Genomic DNA, 25,545 nt, shown 5'->3' with positions numbered 1-25,545 from the left:
GGTCTCCCCTACTTTTCACAGCCGCCGGAAAAACTCTCTCACCTCGGCCTGTTTACCGCACGACATTTCCCCTTCGGGGCAGGGCGCGGCTATACAGCCGGGCCCCGCATCCCGGAACAGTACCGGCGCCACCCGGCGCACCAGGCGCAGCATTTCAATGGCCAGGTTGCGAATTTCCCACTGGGCCCGGTTGCAGCAACGCACCGAAAAAAAGTGCAGCAACTGCCGGGCGTTCATGGTCACCACCAGTTTGGTTTCAGCGGCGTTGGGCAAGACAAACCTGGCGTCCTCCCTGGCCGCGTCGCCGTGCGGGGCCAGCTTCTCCAGCCAGTATTCGTACCACTTTTGGATTTGCTCCATCTGCCGGTGAAACTCCCGCACCGCGTCGTCCCCCAGTTCCATAATGCGAGGCGGGATGATGTAATTAAATACACCGTCGCCCCCGGTGCCGCCCTCGCCGGCGTAACGCTGGGACTTGACGCTGAAGCTGGCGATCCTGTGCCTGGTTATTTGCGCCAGCAGGCTGCGGGACACCCCTTCCACCCCGAAGGTAAAGCTGGCGTGCTCAATGGGCGACAGGTGGCCCATATCGGTCAGCTTCCGCAAAAAGGGCGATTGATCCCGGGTCGCAATACCTTTTTGCAGTTCCCCGATATCCGCCGAAGAATAACAAAGCTTGGCCGCCATGGCCACCAGCTCCTCGGGGTTTGCCGTGTAACGCAGCAACTCCACCCGCGACTGTACTCTCCCCATTCATTTTTCCCCCGTAACTCCAATTTATTATTTACCGGTATTATTTACCGGCGCCGGTCACAGGCTAATCGCTCAATTCCCGTTCAATTACCCGCCGGGCCAGGGCCAAAATTTCCTCCAGCCTGGCCCAGTCCCGCCGCAGGTACAGGTATCCCACCAGGCTTTCAAAGCCGGTGCTGTGACGGTATTCGATAATGCTGTCACCGCGGGGCCCGTGTCCGGATTTGGCGTTCCGCCCGCGGCGGGCTACCGCTTCCTCGGCCTTGCTGAGACAACCCTCCAGGGCGTGGTAAATGCGGGCCTGGGTGGAAGCCCGGACATGCCGGACGGCTTCGCGGTGAAGCTTGTTGACGCTGGCGGGACCCCTGCTCACCAGGTACTCGCGAACCGCCAGCTCGTATACCGCATCGCCAATATAAGCCAGCACCAGGGCGGGAATTTCGTCGGGATTCACGTTTAACTCTTTTGACCCAAACATTTTTTTCAACCTTGCGTTTTCCAGCGCACCCCGGTGGGGGTATCTTCCAGGATTATGTTCATTTCCTTGAGCCGGTCGCGAATGCGGTCGGCGGTGGTCCAGTCCTTCTTCTTGCGGGCCTCCTGCCTGATCTCGACGATCAAATTGATCAAATCCTCAACCAGCCCCGCATCTCCCCGGCCGGGGCCGCGCAGCAGGATGTTGCTGTTTTCGCCCGTTTTAAATATCCCCAGCACGCCGTTGAAATCCTTGAACAGGTCCCGGGCCTTTTTCAATGCGGCGCCCTTTTCAGCCGCGCCGGCGCCGCTGTCTTTCTGCAGGTAGGTGTTTACCTCCCGGGCCAGGTCAAAGACGATACCAATGGCCAGGGCGGTGTTGAAATCGTCATCCATGGCCCGTTCAAATTCACTGCGCAATTCATCCAGCCGGAGCGACAGCGCCGGGTCCGGCCGCGCGCCGGCATCGCCCTCCTGGCCGGCAATGGCTTCTTCCAGCAGTCCCAGGCTGGTTTTGATCCGCTCCAGCCCCCGGGCGGCGGCGGTTAATTTTTCATCGTCAAAATCCAGGGGGCTGCGATAATGGGTGCTCAACAGGTAAAAACGCACCACCTCGGGCTGAAACTTGGCGAGAATTTCCCGCACGAGGAAGAAATTGCCCAGGGACTTGCTCATTTTTTCCTGGTTGACGGTAATAAATCCGTTATGCATCCAGTAACGGGCAAAAGGTTCACCAGTGGCGGCCTCGGACTGGGCGATCTCGTTTTCGTGGTGAGGGAAAATCAGGTCAAACCCGCCCCCGTGGATGTCAAAATTTGTGCCCAGGTACTTCAAAGCCATAGCGGAACACTCGATGTGCCAGCCAGGCCTGCCTTTGCCCCAGGGGCTGTCCCAGGCGGGTTCACCCGGTTTGGCGGACTTCCACAGGGCGAAATCCATGGGGTCGCGCTTGCGCACGTCCACGTCAACCCTCGCGCCCGCTTGCATATCCTCCAGCGTTCGGCCGGAGAGCTTGCCGTAGCCGTCAAACTTGCGCACCTCGTAGTAAACGTCGCCGTCCACCACGTAAGCGTAACCCTTATCCACCAGCGCTTGAACCATGTTGATAATTTCATCCAGGTGCCGGGATACCTTGGGATGAATGTCCGCCCGCAGCACGTTCAGGGCGTCCGCGTCTTTGAAATACTCGTTGACAAAACGGGCCGCCAGGTTCAAGGGTTCCTCCCCCACCTCCCTGGCCCGGTTGATGATCTTATCGTCGATGTCGGTAAAATTTTGCACGTAAAAAACGTTATATCCCCTGTATTTCAAGTAACGGCGAACCGTATCGAAAAACACAATCGGGCGGGCGTTGCCCAGGTGAATATAGTTGTAAGTGGTGGGGCCGCAAACGTACATTGCCACCTTGCCCGGCTCCCGTGGTACAAATTCTTCTTTTCGCCTGGTTAAAGTATTATATATCAACATAAACCCGATTCTCCCCCTGCGTTGAATTTAACCGGCAACCCGCTCCGGAACCCTTAAATTCATAAGATGCTCCGCTTAACTTAAGAGTTAATGCACTTATTCATACTTTCCTTCCGTTCGCCGGGGACATCACTTAATTTTTTCTCCAGTTCCAGGACACGGCGTTCCAGCACCTCGATATTTTTTTGCAGGCAGTACATGGCCTCGGAAATGGGGTCCGGCAACAGATCGTGGCGCAAGTCAATAATGGAAACACCGGCGGTACCCACTTTCTCGCCGTCCCGGATCACCACCTTACCGGGCACTCCAACCACGGTGCTGTTCGGCGGAACGGGCTTCAACACAACCGAGCCGGCGCCGATTTTGCTGTTTTTGCCCACAGTAAACGACCCCAGTATCTTCGCCCCGGCGCTGATCACCACATTATCCTCGATGGTTGGATGGCGCTTGCCCTTCTCCTTGCCGGTGCCGCCCAGGGTTACTCCCTGGTAAATGGTAACGTTATTGCCAATCTCGGCTGTTTCGCCGATCACCACTCCGGCGCCGTGGTCGATAAACAGGCCCTCGCCGATCTTGGCGCCGGGGTGAATCTCAATTTGGGTGATGGCCCGCGAAAACTGTGATATCAGGCGGGCAATGAAAAAAAACTTGCGCTGGTAAAAAAAATGCGCGATCCGGTGCAAAAGAATGGCATGCAGGCCGGGATAACAAAACAGAACCTCCAGTAACGATTTAGCTGCCGGGTCCCGTTCGAAAACCGCTTGAATTTCTTTCCGGAGCCGACCGAATAACATGCCAGATCCCTCCAATATAATTAAAACTAGCCGCGTTTAGAACCGCGCGCGACGGAGCTAACAAAGGTGGAACCGGTTCTACGGGTGATTCGGCCACATATGCAATTTCCCAACAGTTAAAGATAGCGTATTTAATTTCCAAGATCAATGTTGATTTCACTGCAAAAACCGGTACTTGTATCTGGCGCTCCGGCGGTTTCCTCCGTTCGTTTCGCAATTTTACTCTTGAGGCCGGTGAAGCTTGTAGTAAACGCTTGCAACTTACTGCCTAACCACTTCTTCACGCCCTAAGGGGTCATGGCTCTTGGGATATGACGGTATCATTGGGGACATACCTCCGACCCCAAAGCTTTGCCCTAAAGAGGAGGTGTGTCCCCTGACCGCTATTCCGCATCCAGTGCTCCACTCACTCAGAAATCCGCCGGATCGCCTGCCTCTGTGGTGTTTTTTTTTGCAGTTAAATCAATGTTGTTTTTATGTCAGTTTACACCGGTAGCGGCCAGCGCATTGTCCAGCCTGGCAATTACCTCCCGGCTGCCCAGGGCGGGCAGCAGGTGATGCAACTCGGGCCCCCTGGTTCTGCCCGTCAGGGCGGCCCGCAACGGCAGGTACACCTTCTTGCCGCCCAGTCCCAATTCCTTGGGTATTTTCTTTAACAATGTTTTAGCCGCGGCCTCGTCCAACTGATCGCCGGTTTCCTCCAGCTTGCCCCGAACCGCCCGGAACACCGCCGGCACTTCCTCCCGGGCCAAAACCTCCCGGGCTTCCGGGTCATTATACTCGGGTTGCCTAAAAAATACAGCGGCGTGTTGTTCCACCTGCGCCAGGTATTCCAGGTACTCCCTGATGGCCACCATCACCAGACGCACTTTTTCCCGCACGCGATCGTCGATGGTTCCGGGCAGGTAACCCGCCTGTTGCAGAAAAGGAATAGCCAGCTCAGCAATGCGCTCCACCGGGCTGTGCTTGATATAATGGCTGTTAAGCCAGTTCAACTTTTCCAGGTCGAAAACCGCCGGGCTTTTCACCACCCGGTCCAGGGAAAACTGCTCGCTCAGTTGCTCCAGGGTAAATATCTCTTCTTCCACGCCCGGAGACCAGCCAAGCAAGGCCAGGAAATTCACCAGCGCCTCCGGCAGATAACCCAGTTCCCGGTACTGTTCAATGGAAGTGGCGCCGTGGCGCTTGCTCATCTTGGACCGGTCCTTGCCCAGGATCAATGACACGTGGGCGAATTCCGGCACGGACCAGCCCAGCGACTGGTAAATCAAAACCTGGCGCGGCGTATTGGAAAGGTGTTCCTCGGCCCGGATGACATGGGTGATTCCCATTAAATGGTCGTCCACCACCACGGCAAAATTATAAGTGGGGATGCCGTCGGATTTAACGATAATATAATCCCCCATGCCGTCGCAATCAAAGTTGACTTCTCCCCGGACAATGTCCCGGATGGTGACGACCCCGCCCTCCGGCACCTTGAACCGGATCACCGGTTTGCGACCTTCCCTTTCCAGGCGCTCGCAATCCTCCGGTGACAGGTCACGGCATTTCCCGGTATAGCGAACCATTTCTCCCGCAGCCAGTTGGGCCTCCCGCTGGACGGCCAGTTCCTCTTCACTGCAATAACAGCGGTAAGCCAATCCTTTTTCCAGCAACAGGCCGGCATACCGGTCGTAGATGTCCAAACGTTCGGTTTGCCGGTAAGGGCCGTTGGGGCCGCCGACAGCGATCCCTTCGTCCCAGTCAAGGCCAAGCCAGCGCAATGCGGACAATATATTTTCCTCCGACTCCCTGGACGACCGGTCCAGGTCGGTGTCTTCAATGCGCACGATGAACTTGCCGCCGTAGCGGCGGGCGTAAAGCCAGTTGAACAGGGCGGAACGCGCCCCGCCGATATGTAAAGGCCCTGTCGGGCTGGGTGCGAATCTAACCTTGATTTCGCTCAAATGGATTTCACTCCTTAAGTCTGTTTTCGACAATTCATTATATCATTGCCCCGTAATTAGTAGCAACTTTTTACACTTACCGCTTACTTAAAAGTCCTTATATAAAATCTAATTTTTCATCCTTCTGATGGTGCCGCTTGCGGCATGGGGATCTATCAAGCGATGTAATCGATGGCATAAAAAGCCCGGCCCGGGTAAGAGGTAGTTAAAAACCGCAATCCCGTCGGGGTTGCGGCAAAGCGTACATCTATATTAAGGTTCAACGCGATAAATACAGGCCACTGCCTGGGCGGCAATCCCCTCCCCCCGCCCGGCAAACCCGAGCCTTTCGGTTGTGGTGGCCTTGACATTGACCAGCTCCGGCGCCACGCGTAATACCCCGGCGATATTTTGCCGCATTTGTTCTATGTACGAAGCCATTTTGGGAGCCTGGGCGATGATCACGGCATCTACATTGCCCACCTCCCAGCCATCCGCGCTGATATGATCAATTACCCGCTCAAGCAGCACCAGGCTGGAAATATTTTTATAACGCATATCGGTGTCGGGAAAGTGCCTGCCGATGTCCCCGGCGCCCGCGGCACCCAGCAGCGCATCCATCACGGCATGCACCAGCACATCAGCGTCGGAATGGCCCTCCAAACCCAGCTCATGGGGAATCTCCACCCCGCCCAGGATCAAGGGCCGTCCAGCCACCAGCCTGTGCACATCATAACCTATCCCTACCCGCATTTCCCCACCTCCAGGGGTCAGGCCTTTCCTAACCGTAATAACTATAATATTTTAATATTAGGATAAGAAAGTTATTACAGTTATTCAAGGCCTGACCCCAACAATGTTTTGGCCAGAATCAGGTCTTCGGGCGTTGTGATCTTGATGTTGGTGTAATCGCCCGGGACCAGTTTGACGGGGTGCCCCAGTCGTTCCACCAGGGAGGCGTCGTCCGTGCCAACGTAACCGTCCCGGACGGCGGCCCGGTGCGCTTCCTTGAGCAGGGCGCAGTCAAATACCTGGGGCGTCTGCACCTGCCATAAGGTTTCCCGGGGAAGGGTTTCCCGCACCAGGTTTCCGGTACCGGCGACCTTGACTGTATCCTTAACGGGAACCGCCAGGGTGGACGCTCCCCAGCGCCGGGCCTCCCGCACCGCTTCGCGAATGTTTTCCGGCTTGACCAGGGGGCGCGCCCCGTCATGGACCACCACCAGTTCAACACCAGCAGGCAGGGCCAACAGGCCCTGCCCCACCGAATCGCGCCGCGTAGCGCCGCCCCTCACAATTATTACCTTCCACTCCCGGATCAGCGTATCCAACTTGCGGGCGAAATTTTCCTCCTCGCCCGCCGCCACCACCAGCACGATGCCGTCCACCGGCACCTCCAATAGCGCCCGCAGGGCGTGTTCCACCACCGGGCGCCCGGCCAGGTCCAGCAGTTGCTTGTTGACCGGCGCACCCATGCGGGTGCTCCTGCCGGCGGCGGGGACCAGGGCGTAAATGCTACCCAAGCGCGTTCACCTCTTTGTATCGATGGGTGTCGTGATGTTCGCTGCGGCGCTCGTTTTTGGGCTTGGCAAAAATCATCCGCCCCGCTGCTGTTTGCAGCACGCTGGTTACCAAAACGGTAATGGTCTGGTTCATAAACCGTTTTCCGCCGTCCACAACGATCATGGTGCCGTCGTCGAGGTAAGCCACGCCCTGTCCGGCCTCCTTGCCCTCTTTCACCACCTGCACCACCATTTCTTCGCCAGGCAGCACAACGGGTTTCACGGCATTGGCCAGTTCATTGATATTCAACACCGTAACGCCGTGCAGCTCGGCCACTTTATTTAAATTAAAGTCGTTGGTGATGATTTTTGCGCCCAGTTTTTGGGCCAGCTTGACCAGCTTGGTGTCAACTTCGGCCGCGTCGTCTATTCCTTTGGTATTGTCGTAAATTACCACTTTCACGGAAGACTCTTTGCGCAGGTCGTTTAAAATATCCAGCCCGCGCCGCCCCCGGTTGCGCTTTAACAGGTCGGAGGAATCGGCTATGTGGCGCAGTTCCTCCAGCACAAACCCGGGCACCACCAAAGTACCCTCGATAAAACCGCTGGCGCACAAATCGGCAATCCGCCCGTCGATGATCACGCTGGTGTCCAAGATCTTTTGGGTTCCGGCTTGCTTGCCGTCAGCTGCAGGTTTTTCCTTACCGGCGCCGAGTCGTGATATATTTCCCAAAACTGTAATGATTTCTTCACGTTTCTTGACACTGATGGTTAATCCCAGGTATCCAAGAAGCAACGTCAGCGCAATCCAGATAATTTTACCGATAAACCCCATGAAAGAAAAAATGGAGCCCAATAAATTAGCTATTATGAGTCCGATAATCAGCCCCACCGAACCCATGATCAGATCCTGAACCGGCGTCTTGCTGAGCATTTGCTCCAGGAGCGCCGTTACCCATAGAGAAACGCGGATCAACCAGGGCGTTAAAACAATGCCCAAAATCAGGCCCACAAGGGTAGTAAGCCCGATAAATCCCGGTCCAAGTTGCGGTATGGCTTCGGGCAGGGGGATCAGGTCCTGGCCGACCAGGTACATGCCAAGATAAAACCCGGTGGCCGAAAACAAAATAGCCACAAAAACAAAAATCAATTTTTTAACCACTCTCTCACCTCCTTAATTGTTAATTATTATTTACACAGGTATTTTATTCTATTATGGATGATCTAACTATTTGTTTCAACTCCTTTTGGTAATTTTTCCGTTAAATAAAAATACGCCAGTGAAACTGACGTATTATGCAAACGCTCCATCAATCATGGATTTGGCCCGGTCTTCCGCCATTCCCATGGCCAGCACCAGCTCACTGATCAATATTTGCCTGGCGTTTTCAAGCATCTTTCTTTCCCCTGAGGACAAGCCCTTTTCTTTATCCCTGTAAACCAGGTTTCTCACTACCTCCGCCACTTCGTAGATATTTCCGCTTTTGATCTTTTCCAGGTTGGCCCGGTAACGTTTGTTCCAATTATCCGACATGCTGGTGGACTGTCCCCGCAGAATTCCGAAAACGCGCTTCACCCCTTCGTCATCTATAACCTCGCGCAGCCCTACTTCCTTGCAGGTGGCTATAGGTATCATCACTTTCATGTCGCCCACCGGCAATCTAAGGATGTAATACTGCCTGGTTTCTCCGAGAACTTCCTTCTCCTCTATGGCTTCAATAATGCCGGCCCCGTGCATGGGATAGACAACCTTATCTCCGATTTTAAACAATTCCAGGACCTCCTTACCATATTCATAAAATACTATAACATAAAAAGATAATGTTGTCAAGAAAACTAATTATTTTAGCACAGCCCAATTCCCGTGTCAACAGTATTTTTGGCAATTTGAAAGTTTGACAGGACAAGCCGCTCACCGGTATAATTACTGCAACGCCTAAATACAAAAAGGGGTGAAACCGTTTTGCTCAAGGATATCATCTACGACGAATTCCAATATACGGTTTCTGAACTACTGCTCTGCAACCGGAGCATTCTGGACCTTTTGGCCAAGTCCCAGGAAACCAACGCCAGAATGAACCGGGCCATCATCAAGTCCGTCACCGGTTGCGGCTGCTTGAAAATAAACGCCAGTAAAAAGAAAATTCCGTCCGAGACATCGCTGGAGGAATTAAAAAATCACCTGGAATCGCACCTGGAAGGCAAACTGTGCGACTCCTGCCGTGAAATGGTGGAATTGGAAATGGGCCGGGCGTTTTTTTACTTTGCCGCCCTGTGTAACTTGCTTGATTTAAACATGTACGACATTCTGCTCAAGGAACAAAACAAGTTAAAAACACTCGGGCTATATAACCTGGCTTAAATTGCAACTCCTGTATATAATAATTTTCTATTTAAGCTGCAGGTTATCCTTTTTGTAATTTTATCCCGGCGATACATAATTATCCAAAAGATGTGACGCTGCTATGTCACATCTTTAAATTTTAAATAAATTAACCAAACAGATTATCGGCTTATCGGCAACTTGCAACCGCAAATCATTAACCGCAAATCATTAACCGCTAATCATTATAGATATCGCGAAAAGCAGCATGCGACATTGAAGAACCGTTCCCATATCGCACGCGTGTCGCATGCACGCGCAAAGTCCGCAATAATGCGACAACGGAGAACCGTCCCCGTGTCGCACCCCGTGTCGCACCCCGTGTCGCACCCGTGTCGCATGCCGTGTCGCATGCGCCGGTGGCTACCGTCAACCGTGCCGCTCCTGAGTAATCTGGTCGCGGTACCGCTGCAACCCTTCCTTAATGGAGCGTGCCCGCACCTCACCGATGCCTTCAACGGCATCCAGTTCCTCGATGGTGGCGCCCAGGATTTTACGCAGCGAGCCAAATTCCCGCACCAGGTTTTCGATCACCTGCAGGGGTAAACGGGGTATTTTCTGCAGAATCCTGTAGCCCCTCGGCGCCACGCTCTGATCCAGAATACCGGTGCCGCCCGGGTAACCCAGAGCGCGGGCAATCAATGAAAGGTCCAGCAGGTCCTCCGCCGGCCAGCTGCTGATCATAGCCATAATGCTGGATGGCGTTTTTTCTCCGGCTACCGTGGCGTAATCCTGAATCACCAGGCGCCCCTCGTCCTCCACGTTGGCCACCAGTTCTTCCAACTGCATGGTGATCAAACGCCCCTCGGTGCCCAGCTCGCTGATATATCGCTCCATTTCGTTAACCACCCGCAATACCATCTCGGTCCGTTGAATCACTTTGGTTACGTCATACAGGGTTACGGCCTCTTCAAATTCCAGGATGCTCAGGTTAATCATCACGCGGTCCAGCACGCTGCGGTATTTTTCCAGCGTTTGCAGGGCCTGGTTGGCTTTGCTCAGGATTACTCCCAGGTCCCTCAACACATATTTCAAATTGCCCTTGTAAATGGTGATCACGCCACGCCGCTGGGAAATGGAAATCACCAGGGCGCCGGTTTGCTTGGCCACCCGCTCCGCCGAACGGTGCCTGATCCCCGTTTCGCTGGAAGGGATGCTGAGGTTGGGGATTAATTGCGTATTGGCGGCAATAATTCTTTTCACATCTTCGCTGATGATGATCGCCCCGTCCATTTTGGCCAGTTCGTACAAATTGGCAGGGGTAAATTCCGCGTTTACGGCAAAACCGCCCTCCGCCAGCTCCATCACCTCGGGGCTGTCGCTGATCACCAGCAGCCCCCCGGTCTTGGCCCGCAAAATGTTTTCCAATCCTTCCCGCAGTGGTGTACCCGGGGCGACCTTGCGCAAAACCTCGAGCAGCCTGCTTTCCAAATTTTCTCCTCCTTCAATCCACCAGTGTCCCATTTATAAATTATACCAATTTTGCTTTTAACCGAACACCAGGCCAAATGCTTCGGCCAGCGTGTCAGCTTCCAGGATTTTAATACCGCCCGCGTCAGCGGGAATTCCTTTTTGCCGCGGGATGATACAGCGCCTGAAGCCCAGGCGGGCGGCCTCGCGGACCCTTTTATCCACCGCCGTCACCGGCCTGATTTCACCGGTCAGGCCCAGTTCCCCCATCACCGCCGTGCGCCCGTCAATCGCCCGCTCGCGGAAACTGGAGGCCAGGACCATGGCGATGCCCAGGTCGGCGGCGGGCTCGTCGATCCGCACTCCTCCCACCACATTGACGTAGGCGTCGCAATTACCCAGCATCAATCCCAGCCTTTTTTCCAGCACAGCCATGATCAGCGCCACCCGGTTGTGGTCAACCCCGGCGGTCATGCGCCTGGGGACCCCTAAGGAAGTGGGACATACCAGGGACTGAATCTCCACCAGCAGCGGGCGCGTCCCTTCCATCACCGGCACCACCACGGTGCCGGGAACATCCCGGCGGGCATGTTCCATCAAGAAAAAAGATGAGGGGTTGGGCACTTCCCGCAGGCCCGCCCCGGACATCTCAAAGATGCCGATTTCGTTGGTGGAGCCAAAGCGGTTTTTCACGCCCCGTAAAATCCGGAATGTCTGGTTACGCTCACCCTCAAAATATAATACCACGTCCACCATGTGCTCCATTACTCTGGGGCCGGCAATCATCCCTTCCTTGGTGACGTGCCCGACCACAAATATGGATACCGCCCGGTCCTTGGCCAGGCGCATCAGCCGGGCGGTACATTCCCGCACCTGGCTGACGCTGCCGGGCGCCGAAGTAATGTCCGGGCTGAACATGGTCTGGATTGAATCCACCACCACCAGCGACGGCCCCACCGCGCCGACCTGTTCCTCCACCAAGCCGAGGTCTGTTTCGGCGTAAACAAAAAGCTGGGGTCCCGCCGTGCCCAGCCGGTCCGCCCGCAACCTGATCTGGCGGGCGGATTCCTCCCCGGAGACGTACAACACCCGGTGTCCCCCGGCGCTGACCGCGCCCGCGACCTGAAGCAGCAAGGTCGACTTGCCGATTCCGGGGTCGCCGCCCAACAGCACCAGCGAACCGGGCACCAGGCCGCCGCCCAGCACGCGGTCCAGTTCCGTCATGCCGGTGGACCGGCGCTCGCCGTCCGCGGGCGAAACCTCGCTAATGGGCAGGGGAAGTTCCCGGGGCTCCGTTTTCCGCGGCTCCCGCCCGGGGGAAACAACCTCCTCCACGTAGGTGTTCCACTCGCCGCAACCGGCGCAGCGGCCCATCCAGCGGGAGGCAAAATGCCCGCAAATACTGCAGTAATACCCGGTTTTTTTGGCAGACATGGTAAACTCTCCTGAATATGATCATTTGCTTATTATATCACACCGGTATCCGCATTGGAAAGCCAAAGTGTCCGGTCCGTCCGGTCCGGGAGAGGCAACAGCTGAACAAAGGAGCAAACCAACCGGGGAAATCAAATTAAAAAGGAGTAAGGAGGATATCCTTACTCCACAACCGGCCAATAACATTTATATTTTTTCCACTTTCAGGCCGCCGCCGGCTTCCCGGTCGATGCGCACCCGGTCGCCGCGCTTGAAGGTGCCGCGCAGCATTTCCTCGGACAGGCGGTCCTCGATTTCCTTCTGGATGGCGCGGCGCAGCGGCCTGGCACCGTAGTCTTCGTCAAACCCTTCCCGGGCCAGGTATTCCTTGGCGGCTTCGGTCACTTCAACCTCAATTTCATTGTCCGCCAGCCGCTTGGCCACTTCCCGCACCATTAGACCGACAATGTCCTTGATATGCTCCCGGCTCAGGGAATGGAACACGATGATTTCGTCGATGCGGTTGAGAAACTCGGGCCGGAAGGTGCGGCGCATTTCCTCCATGACCTTTTTCTTCATGTTCTCGTATCCCGCATTCTGCTCCTCTTCCGTTTTAAAGCCCATCACCGCCTCGCGCCTGATCAGGCTGACGCCTACATTGGAGGTCATGATAATCACAGTGTTGCGGAAGTCCACCGTACGGCCCTTGGCATCGGTCAGGCGTCCATCCTCCAGCACCTGCAGCAGGATGTTGAACACATCCGGGTGGGCCTTTTCAATTTCATCCAGCAGCACCACGGAATAAGGTTTGCGGCGCACGGCCTCGGTCAACTGGCCGCCCTCTTCGTAGCCCACATATCCCGGCGGCGCCCCCACCAGGCGGCTGACCGCAAATTTTTCCATGTATTCGCTCATGTCGATGCGCACCATGGCATCTTCGTCTCCGAACAAGGCCTCGGCCAGCGCCCGGGCCAGTTCGGTCTTGCCCACGCCGGTGGGACCCAGGAAGATAAAGGAACCAATGGGCCGCTTGGGATCCTTGAGCCCGGCCCTGGCCCGGCGGATGGCCCGGGAAACCGCCCTGACCGCCTCGTCCTGGCCGATCACCCGCCGGTGCAAGATCTCTTCCATGCGTAGCAGCCGGTCGGATTCTTCCTCGGCCAGCTTGCGCACCGGGATACCGGTCCAGCTGGCCACAACCTGGGCAATATCCTCGGCGGTCACTTCCAGTTCTTCGCCGCCCTTTTTCTGCTGCCAGTTGTTGCGCTTGTTCTCCAGTTCCTGGCGCAGCTTGTTTTCTTCGTCCCGCAACTGGGCCGCCTTTTCGAATTCCTGGTTGTTCACCGCCGATTCCTTCTCCTTGCGTATTTCATCAATGCGCGCTTCCAGGTCCTTGACGTCCGGCGGCGCGGTGAAGGCCTGCAGCCGCACCCTCGAACCCGCCTCGTCCATCAAGTCAATGGCCTTGTCGGGCAGGAACCGGTCGGTAATGTACCGGTCGCTGAGCCGCACCGCCGCCTGCAGCGCCTCGTCGGTGATCCGCACCCGGTGGTGCGCCTCGTACTTGTCGCGGAGTCCCTTCAATATTTCCAGCGCTTCCTCCACGGTGGGTTCATCCACCATGATGGGCTGGAAGCGCCGCTCCAGAGCGGGATCGCGCTCAATGTGCTTCCTGTACTCATCCAGGGTGGTGGCGCCGATGCACTGCAGTTCACCCCTGGCCAGGGCGGGTTTTAAAATGTTGGCGGCGTCAATGGCCCCCTCCGCCGCGCCGGCGCCGATAATGGTATGCAATTCGTCAATGAAAACAATAATGTTTTTCTCCCGGGTGATTTCCTCCACCACTTTTTTCAACCGGTCCTCGAACTCGCCCCTGTACTTGGTCCCTGCCACCAGGGAAGCGAGGTCCAAAGTAACCAGGCGTTTGTCGGAGATCACCTCGGGTACTTTACCGGCCACGATGCGCTGGGCCAGCCCCTCCACGATGGCCGTTTTGCCGACGCCCGGGTCCCCGATGAGCACGGGATTGTTTTTGGTGCGGCGGCTTAAGATCTGGATCACCCGCTCGATTTCCTTCTCCCTACCAACCACCGGGTCGAGGCCATCCTGCCTGGCCAATTGCGTAAGATCGCGGCCAAACTGGTCCAGAGTGGCCGTTTTGGTGCCACAGGCCCCCCCGGGGCACCCGGGCTGGGGCTGCTGGCCCTGCGGCGCGCCGCCGGCGCCGCCCAGCATCTGGATCACCAGCCGGCGCACCTTGTCCTGGTCCACGCCCAGCATTGCCAGCACCCTGGCCGCCACGCCCTCCCCTTCCCGGATCAGGCCCAGCAAAATATGCTCCGTCCCCACGTAATTGGTGCCCATGCGGCGGGCCTCATCCACGGAAAGTTCCAGCACTTTTTTCACCCGCGGCGTCAGGGCCATTTCCTGCACCGGGCCTTCACCTTTGCCGATGGACTGCTCCACCATTTCGCGCACCTTGTCGGCCTGGATGCCCAGCCCGGCCAGGGCTTTGGCCGCCACGCCCTCCCCTTCCCGGATCAGGCCCAGCAAAATATGTTCCGTCCCCACGTAGGGGTGATTCAACCGCCTGGCCTCTTCCTGGGCCAGCATGAGCACTTTTTGAGCTCGCTGTGTAAATCGTCCGAATAGCATATTCAAACCTCCCGGTTGAATTCTTTTCTAATGATTTCCGCCCGCAATATGTCGCGTTGCGTGGGGGTCAGGTCGCCCCCGTGCTGTTTGATCAGATATGCCGGGCGGGTTTTGACGATGAGTTCCACCAGCCGGTCCATACTAATTCCCGCAACCAAATTCAAATCCAATCCCAGGCGCACGTCAGATATCCGCCGCATGGCTTCCTCGGAGGAAAGCACGTGCGCGTATTTGAGAATCCCGTAAGAGCGCCCCACCCGGTCCTCCAGCTGTTCCCGGCGTTCCCGCAACAGGGCCTTGCGCGCCTCCCGCTCCTGGGCCAAAAGTTGCCCGGTTACGGAGTTGAGGCTGTTGATGATTTCCTCCTCAGAGTGACCCATGGTGACCTGGTTACTGATCTGGAACAGGTTCCCCAGCGCCTCTGTGCCTTCACCGTACAGGCCGCGCACCGTGAACCCCAGCTTGGAAATGGTGGTAAGCACTGCCCTGATCTGGTCCACCAGCACCAACCCGGGCAGGTGCAACATCACCGATGCCCGCATGCCCGTTCCGGCGTTGGTGGGACAGGCGGTGAGGTAGCCGAAAGTTTCGGAAAAAGCGTAATCAAGCGTTTTTTCCAGGCCATCGTCCACCCGGTTGACCAGTTCCCAAGCTTTTTCCAGTTGCAGGCCGGGCAGCAGGCATTGAATGCGCAGGTGGTCCTCTTCGTTGATCATGATGCTGATTACTTCATCATCCCGCAGAGCCACGGCCTTTTTCTCGTGATCCTGCAAAAGATCCGGGCTGATCAAATGTTTTTCTACTAGTATCTGCCTTTCCACCGGGCTCAATTCAGCCATCCGGGTTATTTCAAGCCTTTCCTGCATGCCCGCGTTGTCCAGCGCCAGCTGCACCCCGTGGATGACCTGTTCGGCCTTTTCCCGGTCCAGCAGGTGGGGGAAAGAGAAACCACTCAGGTTACGGGCAACCCTGACCCGGCTGCTGACAACTATGTCGCCCGCCGGGGCGCCCGGTTCCATCCAGCCGCTCCTGGCGATGTTCACCGTTTCCTTGATACTCAAATTGCTCCCTCCCCTATAGCTCCTGTTCCAGTTTCCTGATCTCATCGCGCAGCTCCGCCGCCTTTTCAAATTCCTCCCGGGCCACGGCTTCCCGCAACTGCGCTTTTAAACCGTCAATCTGTCTGGCCAGACGCACTTTTCCGCCGGTGCGCCGGGGCACCTTGCCGGTGTGGGCGCTGGACCCGTGGATTCTACGCATGAGCGGCTCCAGGCGTTCCCCGAAATGCCGGTAGCAATCGCCGCACCCGAACAGCCCTTTCTGGGCGAAAAAGCTTTCCGGCGTGCCGCAAGTGGGACAGGCCGCCTCCTCCCGGGTTTTCGGCGCTATTGGCTGCTGCATCCCCGAAACCTGGTTCCAGAAGCTGGCAAGAAAATTGTGCAGGTTCATCTGAGGGAAAAAGCCAAAGCCCTCGGACTGCATCTGCCTGGCGCAAACCTCGCAAAGCTGCATTTTTTTCTGCTTATTGTTAACCACCTCGGTATAATATACGGTGGCCGGTCTTTCCCCACACCTTTCACAAAGCATCGTTGGTCACTCCTCATACTTTTATTTGTCCTGGAACTGATTTCTCAATATCGTGACTAAAATCGACCTGAGAATATTCGCCCTGAGCTGGTCCCGGGCCGGCAAACCGATGCGTAACACGTTGCGGCTCAGGGCGGCCTTGATAATAGCGGCCTCCCGGCGGGTAACGATTTCCTCCTCCATTAACCGCGCCAGAATCGCCATGGCACTGCGCTCGGAAATCCGGTCCCCCACCATGCTGATAACTTCGTTGACCAGGTCAAACTCATTATCACTTAACGGCACCTTGACAATCCGGACATACCCGCCGCCGCCCCGCTGGCTTTCCACCATGAAACCCCTTTCAATGGTAAAGCGGGTGGCCAGCACGTAATTGATCTGGGATGGCGCACAATTGAATTTTTCCGCCAATTCATTGCGCTGTATTTCCACCAGTTGGCCGCCGTTCAGTTCGATGAGCTTGTTCAGGTATTGTTCTATGATGTTGGATAAATTGGACAACCTTGTGTCACCTCCCGCTGGCGAGTCCGGCCTGACTTTGACTTTGACTTACCTTTATAATAATAAAAAATTTATTTATGTCAAGTAACAATTTATCAAAAAAACCTAATCACCCGCTTAATTTAACCTTTTTTATATTATTACTGCAAAGCCGCCGCTTTAGTCACAATACCTTAAGATAAGATCTGCTTCTCAAGCGCTATACCGGGTGCCCGGGTAATTTTACCAACGGATTTTGCCGGCGGGTTTTACCGGCGCACATAAAACGATGCCGGCGAAGACACCCGGCGGCGCGGTATGCCGGGGAATTTTTATTTCCAAAACAAAAATAAAAGACCGCGAAGAGCATATATCTTCGCAGCCTTTTCTGGCTCCCCGAGCTGGATTCGAACCAGCAACCCTCCGGTTAACAGCCGGATGCTCTACCGTTGAGCTATCGAGGAATAACTGGTGGAGATGACCGGATTCGAACCGGTGACCCCCTGCTTGCAAGGCAGGTGCTCTCCCACTGAGCTACACCCCCGCTTTCGGGTCATCTTGCGTCGGTCTTCGATTGTTCCCGCCCTGTGTTCTTTGAGGGCGACAACCTGTACTGCCTGTAATTCCTCGCCCCACAACAACTTATGTTACCATGCTTATATCAGGTTTTCAAGTATAATTTATATTTTTTATACCTGCTTTTGAATGCCGCCGGCAACAGGCCACCGCCACCGGCGATAGAAACAAATGGTGGGCCTGGGTGGACTCGAACCACCGACCTCACGCTTATCAGGCGTGCGCTCTGACCGGCTGAGCTACAAGCCCGTATTGGTCGCCTGTCGCCGGTCTCCGGTCGCCAGTGTTTTCGGGGATTCCTTACCGGCCCGGTTTAACCGCAATAATTCTATCGCTTTGGATGCCCGGCGCCTGACGACTGGCGTCCACTTTGACGCCTCGGTTTTAAATGTTACCACAGGGCAGGACGGTTGTCAATAAACAGTTTATGCCGCTAACTTTCCCGCGGTTTCATCAGCGGGAACAGAATTACATCGCGAATGGACGCGGAATCGGTAAACAGCATCACCAGCCGGTCGATGCCGATACCCAGCCCGCCCGCGGGCGGCATGCCGTATTCCAGGGCATTGATGTAGTCCTCGTCCATCATGTGCGCTTCGTCGTCTCCGGCCCGTCTCTTTTCCAGTTGTTTTAAAAACCTTTCTTTCTGGTCCAGCGGGTCGTTCAATTCGGAAAAAGCGTTGGCCATTTCCCGCGCGCAGATAAACAGTTCAAAGCGATAGGTCAGGTCGGGCCTGTCCTCCTTTTTCTTGGCCAGCGGCGATATATCAATAGGGTAGTCATAAATAAACGTGGGCTGGATCAAGTTTGGTTCCACCGTTTCCTCGAAAACCTTGTTCAAAATCGAACCCCAGGATTCCCCGCGTTCCACCTCAAGGTTCAGGTGTTTAACCGCCTCGTAGGCCGCCTCGTCCGAGGGCAGCGCCGCAAAATCAATGCCGCTGTACCTTTTCACCGCCTCCAGCATGGGCACCCGCGCCCAGGGCTTGGCCAGGTTGATTTCGGCTTCGCCGTAGCGCACGGTGGTTGTTCCCAATACCTCCTCCGCTACGGTGACAATGAGGTCCTCGGCCAGGTCCATCATATCGGTATAATCGGCGTAGGCCTGGTACAGTTCCAGCATGGTGAACTCGGGGTTGTGCTTGGTGCTGATACCCTCGTTGCGGAAGTTGCGGTTGATTTCGTACACCCGGTCAAACCCGCCCACCAGCAGGCGCTTCAAATACAGCTCGGGGGCGATGCGCAGGTACAGGTCCATATCCAGCGCGTTGTGGTGGGTGATAAAGGGACGCGCCGTGGCGCCACCGGCAATGGGGTGCATCATTGGCGTTTCCACTTCCAGGAATCCCTTATGCTCCAGGTACCGGCGGATGGCGTGAATAATTTGGCTGCGCTTGACAAAAGTTTCCTTGACCCCGGGGTTGACGATCAGGTCAACGTAACGCTGGCGGTAGCGCAGTTCCACGTCCCGCAGGCCATGCCATTTTTCAGGCAGGGGGCGCAGGGACTTGCTCAGTAACCGCAGGGTTTCAACGGCCACAGTAATTTCCCCGGTCCGCGTTTTAAATACCTTGCCCCTAATTCCCACGATGTCGCCTATATCCAGCCTGGTATACAGGTCGTAGGCCTGTTCGCCCATGTCGTTCAGGCGGGCGTAAATTTGAATCCGGCCGGTGCTGTCCTGGAGATTGGCAAACCCGGCCTTGCCGTGACCCCGTTTGGCTATGATCCTTCCGGCCAGGGACACCTGTCGTCCTTCATGATTTTCGTAATCGTTAATTATTTGAACGGCGGTGTGGGTGCGTTCGTATTTCCCCCCGTAAGGCTCGATGCCCTGCGCCCTGAACTCGGCCAGTTTTTCCCGGCGCACCCGCATTAATTCGTTAAGATCCGCAGTATCATGTTCCGCATGTATTTCTGTGTTTTTGGGGTTGTCCTTGGACATTCTTCTTTTAACCTCCGGAACAATAAAGAAACGCAAAATGCTGAAATCACTTGATGATATCCACAATCTGGTATTTCAAGATGCCCGCCGGCACCGTAACTTCAACGATTTCCCCTTTGGGCATGCCTAAAATAGCCTTGCCCACCGGTGATTCGTTGGAAATTTTATTATTGCCCGGGTCGGCTTCCGCCGAACCCACAATGGTGCACTCAAATTCCTCGCCGAATTCAAGGTCGCGTAACAGCACCTTGGAGCCGATGGAAACCACTTCGGTGCCCAGATTTTCGTCGTCGATGATCTTGGCGTTGCGCAGCATTTTTTCCAGGGTTAGAATCCGCCCCTCGATAAAAGCCTGCTCGTTTTTGGCGTCTTCATACTCTGAATTCTCGCTGATATCGCCGAACTCAATGGCCTGTTTGATTCTTTGGGCCACTTCGCGGCGCCGCACCGACTTCAGCTGTTCCAGTTCCTCTTCCAGTTTTTTAAGGCCTTCTATGGTAAGAATGACTTCCTTGTTACTCATCTTTTTGTCTCCTTAACTTCAATTTACAGAACAATATATGTTATTGCCCTCGATTTATGCTTCAAATACCAGGATAATTAAGTGTATCGCAACAAAATTTCCCAGTTATGATTAAAGCACTGCAAAACAATTTTTTGCAGTGCCCTATTGTTCTGCTGTTCATTCCATAACATTATAAGAAGGCCTGAAAAATCTGTCAAGGTTATTTTGCCCGGACCATTTCCAGTTTAACCCGGGCCCGCTCCCTGATGCGTGCTATTTCATCCGGGCTTACCGCCCTTTCAAAACTGCGAAAACCGGCCAGCCGGAAACCGTGTTTGCGCGCCAGGGCGGAAATTTCCTCCACCTGCTGCAGGGTCAGGTCGCGGCCCAGAGTAAAATTCTCATACCTTCCTTCCATGGCCAGCATCATGGTTTCAGCCATGCAGGCATAGGACATGCCCGGGGGAAAACCGAAATTAAAATTAAAGTTAACCTTGCCCGGTACCTGAACAACCCCGCCCTCAATAACAAGAACATCATCGCGTTTTTCCGCCACCTGCCTGGAAACATTACGCGGGCGGCTGACATCACAAACAACGGCGCCGGGCATCAGGTCCTCGGGGCCGATGATGGTATCCACGGCGCTGGTCACCGTAATCACGATTTGCGCATTTTTCAAGGCCTGCTTGATGTCCGACGTGATCCGGGCCGCCACTCCCGTTTCATACATGATCCTGTGGGCCAGCTCTTCCAGGCGACTTTTCTCCCTGGCCACCAGCGTCAGCGCCCGAACGTCCCGGGCCAGCATGCGGGCGCATACCCGGCCGATGGAACCCGTAGCGCCCACCACCACGGCGTGGCACCTTCCCAGGTCGTGTCCCATCATGCGGGCCGCCTCCCGGGCGCCTTCCAGCGCCGTGGCCACGGTGTAGCTGTTGCCGGTGGTAACGGCAATGTCCAGGTTCTTCGCCACGGTGACTCCGGCGTCTCCCACCACGGAAGTGAAAGCACCCAGGCCCACTATTTTGGCGCCCAGTTTCTGTGCCAGTTTACCGGCCTGGATAATTTTGCGCATGACAAATTCCTCGGGAAGCTCCAGCATCAGCCGGGCTGTGATGGGACAGGCCACAAACCAGCCCTCGGCCCGGGCGTGTTCGGACTCTACTCCGGTTATCCTGGACACCTTGATGGGCGGCACATACTTGAACAACCCCTCCACCAGGCGGGGGGGCAGCTTGCCCAGGGGGCCGAATTTCCTGGCTACATCCTTGACATCCAGGGGGTGAATGATAAAGGCAAAGGTATTCAATACTGTTTCCTCCTTAATCGCGAGCCTTGATGGCCCTGATTATCGCCAGTACTTCCGCCGGGTCGACATACTTGTCTTCCTTAAGGGGAGATTCACCGATCTCCAGCCCCACCACTTCCTTATCCAGGGCGGCCCGTATGATTTTAATTCTTTTGTCCGAACCGATGACCACCACCTGGTCGTAGGAATGCGCTTTGGCGATGAGCTCCATGATGGCGTTAAACAGTTCAATGCCGCTTTTTTGGCGGACGAAATCCCAGCGTTCCGACTCGCTCATCAGCAATACGAAGTCAACGCCCTCTCGCTGCAACAGGGCAAACAACTCCTCGCGGTTGGCAATGGGAAAACCGACCACGGCGACGCTCTTGCCCTTGCGCACCTCACCCATGTTTTCCAGCCGGGAGACGAATGTGCGATCAATTCCCAACCGCCCGGCCACCTCGGTCTGAGACAGCCCGGAAGAACGCAACCGTAAAATTTCATTAATAAAAAAATCGATTTTGTGCCTGCTGATCACCTTATCCCCAATCCGGATCAAATCCATGGCCCGCCAGCCTCCAAAAACAACATTAACCTGTGCACAATGTTGTGTACAGGTTCTATTTTAACAGCCGTTACCAGATAAGTCAAAGTCGTTCCCTCGACAAAAAAAATAAACACCCCTGTCGGGGTAAAAAATCGCCGCTGCCGGGTGGATTCATGATTGCTGGTTGGCTTGTAGCAATTCCCAGAACTCCCTGGTATAAAACTCGTAGCTGCACCCCTGGTTGATCCGTTCCCGGAGGCGGGCCGCCCCGCGCAACCCCTTGGTGTACCAGGCCAGGTGCTTGCGCATTTCCCGGTTGGCCACATCCTCACCCTTGGTCTCCACCAGTAACTTATAATGCCGGACGGCGGTTTCCCGGCGCATTTCCGGCGTGGGGCCGGGCATCAGCTCGCCTGTGGCCAGGTAATGCACCGTGCGGCTGAAAATCCACGGGTTGCCCATGGCTGCACGGCCGATCATCACCCCGTGGCACCCGGTCCGGGCCAGCATCAGGGCGGCGTCCCCGGGAGAGCGAACGTCCCCGTTGCCGATCACCGGCACATCCACTGCCTCGCGCACCTGTTTGATAATCTCCCAGTCGGCTTGACCGCTGTAAAACTGGGACCTGGTCCGGCCGTGCACCGCCACCGCCCGCGCGCCAGCTTCCACCACCAGGCGGGCCAGTTCAACCGCGTTCACCGATTCCTCGTCCCATCCTTTGCGTATTTTTACCGTCACCGGGCAGTTAACCCGGGAAACCACGGCTTCCACGATACGGGCCGCCAGTTCGGGGTTTTTCATCAACGCCGAGCCTTCGCCGTTCCTAACTATTTTGGGAGTGGGGCAGCCCATGTTAATGTCGATGATGTCGGCGCCCCGGCCGGCCACGATCTCCGCCGCGCGGGCCATGTATTCCACATTGCTGCCGAATATCTGCACCGCAATGGGCCCCCGCTCCCCGCGGCAATCCAGCAGGATGTTGGTTTTGGGATTGCCGTAAATCAGGGCCTGGTCGCTGATCATTTCCGTGTACACCAGGCCGCAGCCGTGTTCCCGGGCCAAAATGCGGTAAGCGCGGTCGGTAACCCCGGCCATGGGCGCCGCGATCACCGGGTTGGCAATGGTCACGTTGCCGATTTTAAAGGGGTCAGGCCTGTCGTAACTGTAATAACTTTTTTGGTTGGTTGAAAAAACCACGTCTGCCATAACACCCGTCTCAAAATTACTTGACTTGCGTTTTCCGGGGGTAGTTGAACATTCCACCATTTTATGGGAACCGGATCAACTGTTGCGCTCGTAGATAATGCGCAGGCCGTGCAATGTCAAGTACTTGTCCACCTTGTCAATAACCGGCGTCTCCCCGGCGATCAGTTCCGCCAACCCGCCGGTGGCCACAACCATGGGGTCTCCCGCCATTTCCCGCTTGATGCGGCGCACAATTTCGTTGACCTGGCCGACAAAACCGTAAACAATCCCGGACTGCATGCTGTTGATGGTATTTTTGCCGATTACGGTGGGGGGCTTGACCAGTTCCACCCTGGGCAGCTTGGCCGCGCGGGCAAACAAGGCCTCGGTGGAGATGCCGATCCCCGGGGCGATGGCTCCCCCGAGATACTCCCCCTTTTCCGAAATGGCGCAAAATGTGGTGGCCGTACCAAAATCCACAATGATCAACGGCCCCCCGTATTGCTCGTAACCCGCCACCGCGTTGACGATGCGGTCGGCCCCCACCTCACGCGGGTTTTCGTATTTAATGGAGATGCCGGTTTTAATGCCGGGACCCACCGTCAGCGGCGTAACACCGAAATACTTCCGGCAGGTCGTCTCCAATGTCGTATTAATGGGCGGCACAACCGAAGACAGCACCACCGCTTTAATACCGGTCATGGATAGATTTGAGGCTGCAAACAAATCCCTGAGCAGCATGCCGTATTCGTCCGCGGTTCGGTGGCGGGCGGTGGACAACCGCCAGTTTTCCACCAGTTCCCTGCCTTGAAACACACCCAGCACTATATTAGTATTACCCACGTCAAATACCAGTATCACCGGCCGTTCTCCTCTTTTCCAGCAATATTGTCAAACAGTTATTTACGCAACCGGCCCGTTTGCCGGCGCTTAAGCCGCATGCTCCAACGACTGTACGCTACGCCAATTTTACCAGAACGGGCAGTACCGCGCAATAAGCCGTTTTTTCTCAGCAAGCCTCGAGCCCCAAATCGTGCAGCAGGTTCAAGTCTTCCGCCAGCGCCCCGCCGCGCGTGGTTAAATAATCCCCTACCATCAGGCCGTTTATGCCCGCTGTAAAGGCCAGCGCCTGAGTCCCGCGCAGAGCTTCCCTTCTACCGCCGCAGAGACGGATCACAGCCCGGGGCAGAACCAGGCGGAAAATAGCAACGACGTGCAGTAGTTCAAGCGGCTGAGGTGTTTTAACCCCCTCCAGCGGGGTGCCGGGAATGGGGTTTAAAAAATTCAACGGCACGGAATCAACACCCAGTTCCCGGAGAGCCAGGGCCAGTTCCACCCGTTGGGCCATGGATTCTCCCATGCCGACAATGCCTCCGGCACACACGCGTAAACCGGCCCTGGCAACGGCTTTAATGGTCGCCACCCTGTCCTCGAAAGCATGGGTGGTACAGATGCGGGGATAAAAACTTGCGGCGGACTCCAGGTTGTGATGGTATGTTGTCAACCCCGCATCTTTTAACATTCTGGCCTCGGGCTCACCGATAATGCCCAGGGAAGCGCAAATTTGCAAACCTGTTTCCCTGCGCAGCAGGCGAACCGTTTCCAGCACTTTTTCCAGGTCGCGGCCGGAAATTCCCCTGCCGCTGGTAACAAGGGCGAATTTATGTACCCCTGCTTGTTCCATTTTAACGGCCTGGCGTAAAATATCATCCGCCGGGAGCAAAGGGTAAACCGTTGCATTTGTCCGGTGGCGGGCCGACTGGGCGCAAAAGGCGCAATCCTCGCTGCAACGGCCCGACCTGGCATTGATAATCGAGCATAGCTCGACGCGACTCCCCCCGAAATGCCTGGTTACCCTGCCGCTTAGCGCCAGTAAATCGAAAATGTCACTGCTCCGCAATTCCCCCAACTTAAAAGATTCCTGCCTTGTTACTTCCTCACCATTAATGATCCGTTTTTCCAATTCGGCCAGCATGGTCATGATATTTCAACTCCTAAAACGTAGTGCCGCCATTGGAGCGGCGGGGAAGCCGGGCGCCAACCATGCGCACCAAAACCCCGGCAACGGCAGCTTTCAGCAAGTCAAAGCCAATAAACGGGATAAACCCGGTGGCCAGTACCGCGGGGATATCCAGGGATTTACCCATGTAAAAGTTCAGAATCACGTATAGATATGGCAGCCCCACGGCGTAAATCACCGCCACTCCCGCCAGCATGGCCAGAGTGAGGCGCACGGGCCCGGCAGCCCTTTGCCCCTGCAAAATCAAGCCGGTTACGAAGGCGGCGGCGATAAACCCGAGCAAAAAACCAAAAGTCGGCGAAAAAACATAGGCCGGCCCCCCAAAAGGCGGCTTTTCAAAAACCGGTATGCCCAAAAGCCCCATTAAAACGTAAACGCCCATGCTCAAAGCGCCCAACCTTGCGCCCAGCAGTCCTCCCGCCAGTAACACTACAAAGGGCAGCAGGCTGAAGGGCACAATCATGCCGCCGAAAAAGCGGAACAACAATGCCGCCACCACGGACAGAGCGGCAAACAACGCCACCAGTACCATATCCCCGGGCGTTAATTTACTCATCTGTAAACCTCCTTTAACTAAATTGAACTTAATAAGTAAACAATTAATCAAACGAAATACTAATTTATAAATTGCCGGCG

The 25,545-nt window shown here is 55.8% G+C and carries 24 protein-coding genes and 3 tRNA genes; 1 reads left to right on the top strand and 26 read right to left on the bottom strand.

Annotated elements, in window-relative coordinates:
* Positions 1–15: 15 nt before the first annotated feature.
* From thyX to IT084_RS07510, 9 genes are all read right to left on the bottom strand, one after another.
* A complete protein-coding gene (gene thyX, locus IT084_RS07550) occupies positions 16–753 on the bottom strand; it encodes an FAD-dependent thymidylate synthase (RefSeq protein WP_195712239.1) in 738 nt (245 codons plus the stop codon).
* A gap of 64 nt (positions 754–817) precedes the next feature.
* Positions 818–1,231 carry a Mini-ribonuclease 3 gene (locus IT084_RS07545; protein WP_195712238.1) on the bottom strand — a complete coding sequence of 138 codons (414 nt, stop codon included), beginning with the start codon at positions 1,229–1,231 and terminating at the stop codon, positions 818–820.
* Positions 1,232–1,236: 5 nt separating this feature from the next.
* On the bottom strand, positions 1,237–2,694 hold the full coding sequence (cysS, locus tag IT084_RS07540) for a cysteine--tRNA ligase (RefSeq protein ID WP_195712237.1): 1,458 nt from the start codon (positions 2,692–2,694) through the stop codon (positions 1,237–1,239).
* Positions 2,695–2,774: 80 nt separating this feature from the next.
* On the bottom strand, positions 2,775–3,488 hold the full coding sequence (gene cysE, locus IT084_RS07535; RefSeq protein WP_195712236.1) for a serine O-acetyltransferase: 714 nt from the start codon (positions 3,486–3,488) through the stop codon (positions 2,775–2,777).
* Between the two features lie 479 nt (positions 3,489–3,967).
* On the bottom strand, positions 3,968–5,434 hold the full coding sequence (gene gltX, locus IT084_RS07530; protein WP_195712235.1) for a glutamate--tRNA ligase: 1,467 nt from the start codon (positions 5,432–5,434) through the stop codon (positions 3,968–3,970).
* Between the two features lie 252 nt (positions 5,435–5,686).
* Complete coding sequence (gene ispF / locus IT084_RS07525; RefSeq protein WP_195712234.1) at positions 5,687–6,166, bottom strand: 2-C-methyl-D-erythritol 2,4-cyclodiphosphate synthase; 480 nt, start codon at positions 6,164–6,166, stop codon at positions 5,687–5,689.
* Positions 6,167–6,246: 80 nt separating this feature from the next.
* Positions 6,247–6,936, bottom strand: coding sequence for a 2-C-methyl-D-erythritol 4-phosphate cytidylyltransferase (gene ispD / locus IT084_RS07520; protein ID WP_195712233.1), 690 nt, complete (start codon positions 6,934–6,936; stop codon positions 6,247–6,249).
* The gene (locus IT084_RS07515; protein WP_195712232.1) at positions 6,929–8,077 is read right to left on the bottom strand and encodes a PIN/TRAM domain-containing protein; all 1,149 of its coding nucleotides are present in this window, start codon (positions 8,075–8,077) and stop codon (positions 6,929–6,931) included. The genes ispD and IT084_RS07515 overlap by 8 nt, the downstream gene beginning before the upstream one ends.
* Positions 8,078–8,209: 132 nt before the next feature.
* Positions 8,210–8,686: a CarD family transcriptional regulator gene (locus IT084_RS07510; protein ID WP_195712231.1), complete on the bottom strand. Its 477-nt coding sequence runs from the start codon at positions 8,684–8,686 to the stop codon at positions 8,210–8,212.
* A gap of 192 nt (positions 8,687–8,878) precedes the next feature.
* Here IT084_RS07510 and IT084_RS07505 point away from each other — a divergent pair, with 192 nt between their 5' ends.
* Positions 8,879–9,277, top strand: a complete 399-nt coding sequence (locus IT084_RS07505; RefSeq protein ID WP_195712230.1) for a DUF1573 domain-containing protein — start codon at positions 8,879–8,881, stop codon at positions 9,275–9,277.
* A gap of 390 nt (positions 9,278–9,667) precedes the next feature.
* On the opposite strand, the gene disA is transcribed toward IT084_RS07505, so the two are convergent.
* The 17 genes from disA to IT084_RS07420 form a co-directional block, all read right to left on the bottom strand.
* Positions 9,668–10,762 carry a DNA integrity scanning diadenylate cyclase DisA gene (gene disA / locus IT084_RS07500; RefSeq protein WP_195712229.1) on the bottom strand — a complete coding sequence of 365 codons (1,095 nt, stop codon included), beginning with the start codon at positions 10,760–10,762 and terminating at the stop codon, positions 9,668–9,670.
* Positions 10,763–10,786: 24 nt separating this feature from the next.
* Positions 10,787–12,142: a DNA repair protein RadA gene (gene radA / locus IT084_RS07495; protein ID WP_195712228.1), complete on the bottom strand. Its 1,356-nt coding sequence runs from the start codon at positions 12,140–12,142 to the stop codon at positions 10,787–10,789.
* A 186-nt stretch (positions 12,143–12,328) separates the two neighbouring features.
* Positions 12,329–14,776, bottom strand: coding sequence for an ATP-dependent Clp protease ATP-binding subunit (locus tag IT084_RS07490; protein ID WP_195712227.1), 2,448 nt, complete (start codon positions 14,774–14,776; stop codon positions 12,329–12,331).
* A 2-nt stretch (positions 14,777–14,778) separates the two neighbouring features.
* The gene (locus IT084_RS07485) at positions 14,779–15,837 is read right to left on the bottom strand and encodes a protein arginine kinase (protein ID WP_195712226.1); all 1,059 of its coding nucleotides are present in this window, start codon (positions 15,835–15,837) and stop codon (positions 14,779–14,781) included.
* Positions 15,838–15,850: 13 nt separating this feature from the next.
* The gene (locus IT084_RS07480; protein WP_195712225.1) at positions 15,851–16,363 is read right to left on the bottom strand and encodes a UvrB/UvrC motif-containing protein; all 513 of its coding nucleotides are present in this window, start codon (positions 16,361–16,363) and stop codon (positions 15,851–15,853) included.
* Between the two features lie 21 nt (positions 16,364–16,384).
* Complete coding sequence (locus IT084_RS07475) at positions 16,385–16,864, bottom strand: CtsR family transcriptional regulator (protein WP_195712224.1); 480 nt, start codon at positions 16,862–16,864, stop codon at positions 16,385–16,387.
* Positions 16,865–17,232: 368 nt separating this feature from the next.
* Positions 17,233–17,307, bottom strand: a tRNA-Asn gene (locus IT084_RS07470).
* 5 nt (positions 17,308–17,312) lie between these two features.
* Positions 17,313–17,387 (bottom strand) — tRNA-Ala (locus tag IT084_RS07465).
* A 204-nt stretch (positions 17,388–17,591) separates the two neighbouring features.
* Positions 17,592–17,668: transfer RNA gene (locus tag IT084_RS07460), tRNA-Ile, on the bottom strand.
* A 184-nt stretch (positions 17,669–17,852) separates the two neighbouring features.
* Entirely contained in the window at positions 17,853–19,364 is a 1,512-nt protein-coding gene (gene lysS / locus IT084_RS07455) for a lysine--tRNA ligase (protein ID WP_195712223.1), read from the bottom strand.
* Positions 19,365–19,410: 46 nt separating this feature from the next.
* Entirely contained in the window at positions 19,411–19,887 is a 477-nt protein-coding gene (gene greA / locus IT084_RS07450) for a transcription elongation factor GreA (protein ID WP_195712222.1), read from the bottom strand.
* 202 nt (positions 19,888–20,089) lie between these two features.
* Positions 20,090–21,178, bottom strand: a complete 1,089-nt coding sequence (locus tag IT084_RS07445; protein ID WP_195712221.1) for an NAD(P)H-binding protein — start codon at positions 21,176–21,178, stop codon at positions 20,090–20,092.
* Between the two features lie 13 nt (positions 21,179–21,191).
* The gene (locus IT084_RS07440; protein ID WP_195712220.1) at positions 21,192–21,722 is read right to left on the bottom strand and encodes a helix-turn-helix transcriptional regulator; all 531 of its coding nucleotides are present in this window, start codon (positions 21,720–21,722) and stop codon (positions 21,192–21,194) included.
* 153 nt (positions 21,723–21,875) lie between these two features.
* Positions 21,876–22,910 carry a tRNA dihydrouridine synthase DusB gene (gene dusB, locus IT084_RS07435; RefSeq protein WP_195712219.1) on the bottom strand — a complete coding sequence of 345 codons (1,035 nt, stop codon included), beginning with the start codon at positions 22,908–22,910 and terminating at the stop codon, positions 21,876–21,878.
* Between the two features lie 75 nt (positions 22,911–22,985).
* A complete protein-coding gene (locus IT084_RS07430; RefSeq protein ID WP_195712218.1) occupies positions 22,986–23,750 on the bottom strand; it encodes a type III pantothenate kinase in 765 nt (254 codons plus the stop codon).
* 148 nt (positions 23,751–23,898) lie between these two features.
* Positions 23,899–24,870, bottom strand: coding sequence for a biotin synthase BioB (gene bioB, locus IT084_RS07425; RefSeq protein WP_243276825.1), 972 nt, complete (start codon positions 24,868–24,870; stop codon positions 23,899–23,901).
* 13 nt (positions 24,871–24,883) lie between these two features.
* A complete protein-coding gene (locus IT084_RS07420) occupies positions 24,884–25,465 on the bottom strand; it encodes a biotin transporter BioY (RefSeq protein WP_195712217.1) in 582 nt (193 codons plus the stop codon).
* Between the last annotated feature and the right edge of the window lie 80 nt (positions 25,466–25,545).

Origin of the sequence: Desulfallas sp. Bu1-1 (assembly GCF_015594625.1) — a bacterium.
Lineage (GTDB): Bacteria > Bacillota > Desulfotomaculia > Desulfotomaculales > Desulfallaceae > JADNRQ01.
The sequence above is the reverse complement of the archived record's forward strand: the minus strand, read 5'-3'. Positions and strand labels throughout refer to the sequence as shown.

What these genes read in the sequence shown, in the direction of transcription:
- thyX (WP_195712239.1), bottom strand. Translation starts at nt 753, where the DNA reads ATGGGGAGAGTACAGTCGCGGGTGGAGTTGCTGCGTTACACGGCAAAC.
- IT084_RS07545 (WP_195712238.1), bottom strand. Translation starts at nt 1,231, where the DNA reads ATGTTTGGGTCAAAAGAGTTAAACGTGAATCCCGACGAAATTCCCGCC.
- cysS (WP_195712237.1), bottom strand. Translation starts at nt 2,694, where the DNA reads ATGTTGATATATAATACTTTAACCAGGCGAAAAGAAGAATTTGTACCA.
- cysE (WP_195712236.1), bottom strand. Translation starts at nt 3,488, where the DNA reads ATGTTATTCGGTCGGCTCCGGAAAGAAATTCAAGCGGTTTTCGAACGG.
- ispF (WP_195712234.1), bottom strand. Translation starts at nt 6,166, where the DNA reads ATGCGGGTAGGGATAGGTTATGATGTGCACAGGCTGGTGGCTGGACGG.
- disA (WP_195712229.1), bottom strand. Translation starts at nt 10,762, where the DNA reads ATGGGACACTGGTGGATTGAAGGAGGAGAAAATTTGGAAAGCAGGCTG.
- radA (WP_195712228.1), bottom strand. Translation starts at nt 12,142, where the DNA reads ATGTCTGCCAAAAAAACCGGGTATTACTGCAGTATTTGCGGGCATTTT.
- IT084_RS07490 (WP_195712227.1), bottom strand. Translation starts at nt 14,776, where the DNA reads ATGCTATTCGGACGATTTACACAGCGAGCTCAAAAAGTGCTCATGCTG.
- IT084_RS07480 (WP_195712225.1), bottom strand. Translation starts at nt 16,363, where the DNA reads ATGCTTTGTGAAAGGTGTGGGGAAAGACCGGCCACCGTATATTATACC.
- lysS (WP_195712223.1), bottom strand. Translation starts at nt 19,364, where the DNA reads ATGTCCAAGGACAACCCCAAAAACACAGAAATACATGCGGAACATGAT.
- greA (WP_195712222.1), bottom strand. Translation starts at nt 19,887, where the DNA reads ATGAGTAACAAGGAAGTCATTCTTACCATAGAAGGCCTTAAAAAACTG.
- IT084_RS07440 (WP_195712220.1), bottom strand. Translation starts at nt 21,722, where the DNA reads ATGGATTTGATCCGGATTGGGGATAAGGTGATCAGCAGGCACAAAATC.
- dusB (WP_195712219.1), bottom strand. Translation starts at nt 22,910, where the DNA reads ATGGCAGACGTGGTTTTTTCAACCAACCAAAAAAGTTATTACAGTTAC.
- bioB (WP_243276825.1), bottom strand. Translation starts at nt 24,870, where the DNA reads ATGACCATGCTGGCCGAATTGGAAAAACGGATCATTAATGGTGAGGAA.
- IT084_RS07420 (WP_195712217.1), bottom strand. Translation starts at nt 25,465, where the DNA reads ATGAGTAAATTAACGCCCGGGGATATGGTACTGGTGGCGTTGTTTGCC.